We start from the raw sequence: 271 nt of genomic DNA, 5'->3' as shown, positions 1-271 counted from the left end.
CAGCCTATTACCGCCATTCAAATGGCGACCATAAATGCAGCAGAATGCTTTGGTTTAACGGAATATGGTGTCATAGCGCCTGGATTCAAGGCAGACTTCCTTCTATTAGATGATCTTGATTCAGTCATCATCCACTCGGTCTTTAAAGAGGGAGGCTTATGGTGCAAACTAATCGTTTACTTAACTTTCCAGCTGAAAAGGAACAGGCTATTGACGACGAGTTGAAGCACTCCGTTCAATTTCATGAAATAACGGAAGATGATTTGACGAA

General features: G+C 42.1%; 1 protein-coding gene. It reads left to right on the top strand.

The annotated features are described in order from the left end of the window. The first annotated feature begins 21 nt into the window (after window positions 1-21). Window positions 22-225 (top strand): amidohydrolase family protein, encoded by a 204-nt coding sequence (locus tag SB773_RS31840; RefSeq protein WP_410594322.1) that lies wholly within the window; start codon window positions 22-24, stop codon window positions 223-225. Window positions 226-271 lie beyond the last annotated feature (46 nt).

It is taken from the genome of Bacillus sp. SIMBA_074 (genome assembly GCF_046534555.1).
Lineage (GTDB): Bacteria > Bacillota > Bacilli > Bacillales > Bacillaceae_G > Bacillus_A > Bacillus_A mycoides.
The sequence above is the reverse complement of the archived record's forward strand: the minus strand, read 5'-3'. Positions and strand labels throughout refer to the sequence as shown.